The following is a 6632-nucleotide window of genomic DNA, read 5'->3' as shown; positions in this document are numbered from 1 at the left end:
CCCCACCCGAGGTCGGCGCAGCAGGGGTCGCCGCGGCCGGGGCCAGGGTCAGGGCCAGCGAGCCGACGGCCAGGCCGAGTGCGGTGTGGAGGAGCCTCATGTCCGCGAAGATAGGAGCGGATCGGCCTCCGCGTGGTCGTAATGCCCGATTCTTCGCCGGCGCGAGATCATCGGGACATGACCGACCCCACCCCGACGACGACCCGCCGCACCCGCCCGGCGCGTCCGTGGTGGCCCCTTCTCGTCGGGGCGCTCTGGCTCGCGGTCGCCTCGTGGATCTGGATCACGCGCGCGGGCGTGCTCGTGGCCGGGCACCCGGCGTACGCCGTGCTGGTCACGCTGGCCGGGGTCGTCGGGCTGCTCCTCGTGGTCCGTGGCCTGCGGCAGTGGGACCGCCCGCGGCGCTCGCGCCACCCCTGGCTCGCCGCGCTCGGGCGGGTCGGCGGCCTCGTGGCGACGCTGGTGGTCCTCGGGGCCCTGCAGTGGCTGCGACCGTTACCTGCGTCGAGCACGGCGCTGGACGCCATGGACGGCACCTCGCAGGTCCGGGTGGCGTCGACGGCGACCCGGATCACGCTCACCCCGACCGGTGCGACGCCCCGGACCGGGCTGGTCTTCCAGCCGGGCGCGCGCGTCGACCCGCGCGCCTACGTCCCCCWGCTCACCCGGGTGAGTGCCAGCGGGGTCCTGGTCGTGGTGGTCAAGCAACCTCTCGGCATCGGCTTCACGGCGACCGGCGCGCCCGGAGACATCATCGAGGACCATCCCGACATCGAGTCCTGGACGGTCGGCGGGCACAGCCTCGGCGGCGTCGCCGCGTCGTCGTACGTGGAGGACCACGCGGACGAGGTCGACGCCCTGCTCCTGTGGGCGTCCTACCCGCTCGGGTCGCTCGCCGGGCGGAGCAACCTGCTGGTGGCCTCCGTGTCGGGCACCCGCGACGGACTGGCCACGCCCGCCGACATCGAGGCCAGCCGGGCCGACCTGCCCGCCGCCACCACGTTCGTGGCCGTCGAGGGCGCCGTGCACGCGTTCTTCGGTGACTACGGGGCCCAGCCCGGCGACGGGGTCCCGACCGTCACCCGGCAGGACGCGCAGGAGCAGATCGCGGACGCCAGCATCGCGCTCGTCGCCTCGACGTCCTCACCTCCGGCGGAGTCCCCGGCCGGGTGAGCAGGACGGCCGGTCAGGTCCCGATGCCCGCGAGCAGTGCGTCGGCCGCGGCGTACGGGTCCGACTCCCCCGCCACCACGGCGGCCGCGAGACCGTCGAGCTCGGCCCGCCCGTGCACGTCGCCCCACCGCGCCCGCAGCGCGGTGACCGCGATCGCCTCGATCTCGTCGCGGGCCCGGCGGGTACGGCGCCGCTGCAGCTCGCCGCTCGACTCCAGCCACGCGCGGTGCCGTTCGATCTCCGCGACCACGCCGTCGATCCCCTCGCCCCCGGCCGCGACGGTGCTCACGACCGGCGGCCTCCACGCCCCCTCGGGGCGGGAGGCGAGCGCCAGCATCGAGCGCAGGTCACGGCGGACCTGGTCGGCGCCGTCGCGATCGGCCTTGTTGACGACGTAGAGGTCCCCGATCTCCAGGATCCCCGCCTTGGCGGCCTGGATCCCGTCCCCCATGCCGGGGGCGAGCAGCACGAGCGTGGTGTCGGCGAGGCCGGCGACCTCGACCTCGCTCTGCCCCACCCCGACCGTCTCGACGATGATCACGTCGCAGCCGGCGGCGTCGAGCACACGCAGGGCCTGCGGGGTGGTCCAGGCGAGGCCACCGAGGTGACCGCGGGCCGCCATCGAGCGGATGTAGACGCCGGGGTCGGTGGCGTGGTCCTGCATCCGGACCCGGTCGCCGAGCAGGGCGCCGCCGGAGAAGGGCGAGGACGGGTCGACGGCCAGCACGCCGACCCGCTTGCCGGCGGCACGCAGCTCGCCGACGAGCGCGTTGGTCGAGGTGGACTTGCCGACCCCCGGGGAGCCGGTGATGCCCACGACCTGGGCGTGCCCGGCATGAGGAGCGAGTCCCGCCATCACCTCACGGAGCAGCGGCGACTCGTCCTCCACGAGGGAGATGAGCCGCGCGACGGCCCGGGCGTCGCCCTCCCGGGCCCGCGAGACCAGGTCGGGGACCGACGCCGTCGTACGACGCCGTCCCCGGCCGGGACCCGCGGTGGCGAGGGCCCCCGGCCGGGCCGGGCCCGGGGTCACGCCTGCGGGACCCGGATGATCAGCGCGTCACCCTGGCCGCCGCCACCGCACAGGGCCGCGGCGCCGGTGCCGCCACCGCGGCGCTGGAGCTCCAGGGCCAGGTGCAGCACGATGCGAGCGCCCGACATGCCCACCGGGTGGCCGAGCGCGATGGCCCCGCCGTTGACGTTGACCTTCTCCTCGCTGATGCCGAGCTGGCGCGACGACTCGATGCCGACCGCGGCGAAGGCCTCGTTGAGCTCGAAGAGGTCGATGTCGGAGACCGAGATGCCCTCCTTGGCCACGGCCTTCTCGATGGCCCGGGCCGGCTGGAGCTGCAGGGTCGAGTCGGGGCCGGCCACCTGCCCGGAGGCGCCGATCTCGGCGAGCCAGGTGAGGCCGAGCTCCTCGGCCTTGGCCTTGCTCATCACGACGACGGCGCAGGCGCCGTCGGAGATCTGGGAGGCGGAGCCGGCGGTGATGGTGCCGTCCTTGGACACCGGGCGCAGGCCGGAGAGCGACTCCACGGTCGTGTCTGCGCGGATGCCCTCGTCCTGGCTGATGGTGACGTCGCCCTTGCGGGACGGGATCGTCACCGGGACGACCTCGTCGTCGAAGACGCCGTTCTTCCACGCCTGCGCCGCACGCTGGTGCGACTGCGCCGAGAACGCGTCCTGCTCCTCGCGGGTGAGGTTGGTGCCGGCCGAGTTGGAGCCCTCGGTGAGGTTGATCATCGCCTGGTCGGTGAACTGGTCGTGGAGGGCGTCGTAGGCCATCGAGTCCACGAGCGCCGTGTCGCCGTACTTGAAGCCGGAGCGCGAGCCGGGCAGCAGGTGCGGCGCCCGGGTCATCGACTCCATCCCGCCGGCGACGACGATCTCGTGCTCGCCGGCGCGGATCAGCTGGTCGGCCAGCGCGATGGCGTTGATGCCCGAGAGGCAGACCTTGTTGATCGTGATGGCCGGGACGTCCATGGGGATCCCGCCCTTGACGGCGGCCTGACGGGCGGTGATCTGGCCGGTGCCGGCCTGGATGACCTGGCCCATGATCACGTAGTCGACCTGCTCGCCGGACACCCCCGCCTTGTCCAGGGCGCCCTGGATGGCGACCCCGCCGAGGTCGGCGGCGGACTGGTCCTTGAGGCCTCCCAGGAGGCGACCGATGGGGGTACGGGCCCCGGCGACGATGACGGAACTGGACATGAGGGCGGCCTCCCGGCGACGTGAGCGATCTGTCGGACGTGCTCTGTTCGTGACGATACCGCCGCCCCGCGCGCGCGGCGTCCGGGGTGGCGGGGATCACGCCGCGCACCGCGCGACACCTGCCACGATGTCGGCCATGACCGCACCCCTCGAGATCCCCGAGCACCTGTTCACCGCGATCGACCACGTGGGCATCGCCGTGCCCGACCTGGACGTGGCGATCGCCTACTACCGCGACACCTTCGGCATGCACGTGGCCCACGAGGAGACCAACGAGGAGCAGGGCGTGCGCGAGGCGATGGTCGCCGTGGGCGACTCCGGCTCGCACATCCAGCTCCTCGCGCCCCTCTCGGAGGAGTCCACGATCGCCAAGTTCCTGGACCGCAACGGCCCCGGCCTGCAGCAGCTGGCCTACCGGGTCACCGACGTGGAGGCCGTCTCGGCCATCCTGCGGGAGCGCGGGGTGCGCCTGCTGTACGACGCCCCGCGACGCGGCACGTCCGAGAGCCGCATCAACTTCATCCACCCCAAGGACGCGGGCGGGGTGCTCGTCGAGCTCGTCGAGCCGGCCCCGATCGCCCACTGACCCGGTGGGAGCCCTCGTCACCGGTGCCGGCCGGGGCCTCGGAGCCCGGATCGCCACCCTGCTGGCCGAGCGGGGCCACGTCGTGCACGTCACCGACGTGGACCTCGAGGCGGCCACGGCGGTCGCGGCCCGCATCGGCTCCGGCGCCTTCGCCTCCCGCCTCGACGTCCGGGACGCGGAAGCGTGCGACGCGGCGGCCACGGCGACCGTCGAGCGGACCGGCTCGCTCGACGTGTGGGTCAACAACGCCGGGGTGCTCGTCACCGGGCCGGCGTGGGAGCAGACGCCGGAGCAGCGTCGCCTGATGGTCGAGGTCAACGCCCTCGGCGTCGTCAACGGCACCGTGAGCGCCATCGGCGCGATGCGGGGGTCCGGTCGGGGCCACGTCGTCAACGTCGCCTCGTTGGCCGGCCTGGTGGCCGTCCCGGGCGAGGGGGTCTACGCGGGCTCCAAGCACGCGGTGCTGGGCTTCAKCCTCAGCACGGTCGCCGACCTGCGCCTGGCCGGGCTGGACGGCATCCGGATCAGCTGCGTGTGCCCCGACGGCATCTGGACCCCGATGCTGCACGACAAGCTCGACGACCCGGGCGCCGCGCTCTCCTTCTCCGGGACCCTGCTGACCGTCGACCAGGTGGCTCACGCGGTCGCCGGGGTCCTCGACCGGCCCCGGCTGGTCACCGCGGTGCCCCGCTGGCGCGGGGCCCAGGTGCGCGTCGTGGACGCCTTCCCGCGGCTCGGGCAGCACGGTCTGGCGCTCGGGGTGCTCCTCGGTCGGCGCACCCAGCGACGCCTGCGACGGCGCGGCGTTTCCCCACCTCGTCGTGGTAACTACGTCACACCTCTCGCCACTGCTGGTTACTGACCGGTACCTTCGCACCCGATCGCGACACCGATGCCTCACCACGACAGCCTCACCAGGGAGACACACGTGCACACCATCCTCGAAGCCATCCAGTCCGGAGACGCCACGTCGGACGACTTCGCCCACCTCGAGCTCCCCGAGTCCTACCGCGCGGCCGTGGTCCGCAAGGACGAGGTCGACATGTTCGAGGGCCTGGCCGCTCGTGACAAGGACCCCCGCAAGTCGCTGCACGTGGACGAGGTCGCCCTCCCCGAGCTCGGTCCCGGCGAGGCCCTGGTGGCCGTGATGGCCTCCGCGATCAACTACAACACGGTGTGGACCTCGATCTTCGAGCCGGTCTCCACCTTCGGCTTCCTCGAGCGCTACGGCCGCCTCTCCCCGCTGACCAAGCGCCACGACCTGCCCTACCACGTCGTCGGGTCCGACCTGGCCGGCGTGGTGCTCAAGACCGGCGTGGGCGTCAACGCCTGGAAGCCCGGCGACCAGGTCGTCGCGCACTGCCTCTCGGTCGAGCTCGAGGGCCCCGACGGCCACAACGACACGATGCTCGACCCCGAGCAGCGCATCTGGGGCTTCGAGACCAACTTCGGCGGCCTGGCCGACATCGCCCTGGTCRAGTCCAACCAGCTCATGCCCAAGCCCGACCACCTCACGTGGGAGGAGGCCGCCTCCCCCGGCCTGGTCAACTCCACCGCCTACCGCCAGCTGGTCTCCAAGAACGGCGGCGACATGAAGCAGGGCGACAACGTCCTCATCTGGGGCGCCTCGGGCGGCCTGRGCGGCTTCGCCACGCAGTACGCCCTCAACGGCGGCGCCACCCCCGTCTGCGTCGTCTCCAACGAGGAGAAGGCCGCCATCGCCCGCTCCATGGGCGCGGAGCTGATCATCAACCGCTCCGAGGAGGACTACCGCTTCTGGAACGAGGAGGGCACCCAGCAGGACCCCAAGGAGTGGAAGCGCTTCGGCGCCAAGATCCGTGAGCTCACGGGCGGTGAGGACATCGACATCGTCTTCGAGCACCCCGGGCGCGAGACCTTCGGCGCCTCCGTCTACGTCACCCGCAAGGGCGGCACCATCACCACCTGCGCCTCCACGAGCGGCTACATGCACGAGTACGACAACCGCTACCTGTGGATGAACCTCAAGCGCATCATCTCCTCGCACTTCGCCAACTACCGCGAGTCGTGGGAGGCCAACCGCCTCATCGCCAAGGGCATGATCCACCCCACCCTGTCCAAGACCTACAGCCTCGAGCAGGTCGGCCAGGCCGCCCTCGACGTCCACAAGAACGCCCACCAGGGCAAGGTCGGCGTCCTGTGCCTGGCCCCCGAGGAGGGCCAGGGCGTGCGCGACCACGAGATGCGCGCGAAGCACGAGGACGCCATCAACCGCTTCCGCGGCGTCTGAGAAGACATTCATCACCCCGGTTCGCGGATCGTTTCCGCGAGCCGGGGTGTGTTTGTCCCCGGGCATCGGACAGACTGGGCCGACCGCAGACTTCACCGCAGATCGACGCAGAGAGTGGGTGCTCCACCATGAGCCGCGACCAGGGACTGTCCATCTTCGACGAGGAGCCGGACAACGACGCCGAGCTCCCCGGAGGGACGACCGGCGAGGCCGTGAGCGACTCCACCGCCGGCTCGAAGGGCGGTGCCGCCGACGCGTCCGCGGCCGAGTCGACGCAGGTGATGCCCACCGTGCCTCCGGCCGACGAGACCCCGACCACGCGGACCCGCGCCGCGGCCCCCGCGGCGCCGGCGTCCTCCTCGCGCCCGGCGCCCGCCCCTGCGGCAGCGC

At 72.8% G+C, this 6632-nt stretch carries 6 protein-coding genes and 1 pseudogene; 5 read left to right on the top strand and 2 right to left on the bottom strand.

Translation table 11 applies throughout. The features are described 5' to 3' along the window. Positions 1–177: 177 nt before the first annotated feature. Positions 178–1173, top strand: coding sequence for an alpha/beta hydrolase (locus AC1DQF_RS20805; RefSeq protein ID WP_477527134.1), 996 nt, complete (start codon positions 178–180; stop codon positions 1171–1173). Positions 1174–1186: 13 nt separating this feature from the next. Here AC1DQF_RS20805 and meaB read toward each other — a convergent pair whose 3' ends face one another. Next, positions 1187–2119, bottom strand: a complete 933-nt coding sequence (meaB, locus tag AC1DQF_RS20800) for a methylmalonyl Co-A mutase-associated GTPase MeaB (RefSeq protein ID WP_477527135.1) — start codon at positions 2117–2119, stop codon at positions 1187–1189. 83 nt (positions 2120–2202) lie between these two features. Beyond that, positions 2203–3387, bottom strand: coding sequence for an acetyl-CoA C-acetyltransferase (locus AC1DQF_RS20795; RefSeq protein ID WP_477527133.1), 1185 nt, complete (start codon positions 3385–3387; stop codon positions 2203–2205). A gap of 127 nt (positions 3388–3514) precedes the next feature. Between AC1DQF_RS20795 and mce the strand changes: the two genes are divergently transcribed. From mce to AC1DQF_RS20775, 4 genes and pseudogenes are all read left to right on the top strand, one after another. Next, the gene (gene mce, locus AC1DQF_RS20790) at positions 3515–3973 is read left to right on the top strand and encodes a methylmalonyl-CoA epimerase (RefSeq protein WP_477527132.1); all 459 of its coding nucleotides are present in this window, start codon (positions 3515–3517) and stop codon (positions 3971–3973) included. Positions 3974–3977: 4 nt separating this feature from the next. Then, complete coding sequence (locus AC1DQF_RS20785; RefSeq protein ID WP_477527131.1) at positions 3978–4835, top strand: SDR family oxidoreductase; 858 nt, start codon at positions 3978–3980, stop codon at positions 4833–4835. Positions 4836–4901: 66 nt separating this feature from the next. Continuing rightward, positions 4902–6242, top strand: a complete 1341-nt coding sequence (gene ccrA / locus AC1DQF_RS20780) for a crotonyl-CoA carboxylase/reductase (RefSeq protein WP_477527130.1) — start codon at positions 4902–4904, stop codon at positions 6240–6242. Positions 6243–6370: 128 nt separating this feature from the next. Then, positions 6371–6632, top strand: a pseudogene (locus AC1DQF_RS20775) (hypothetical protein); the annotation flags it as partial.

The organism is Nocardioides sp. P4_G4 (assembly GCF_056401085.1).
This window is presented reverse-complemented; position numbering and strand designations above follow the sequence as displayed.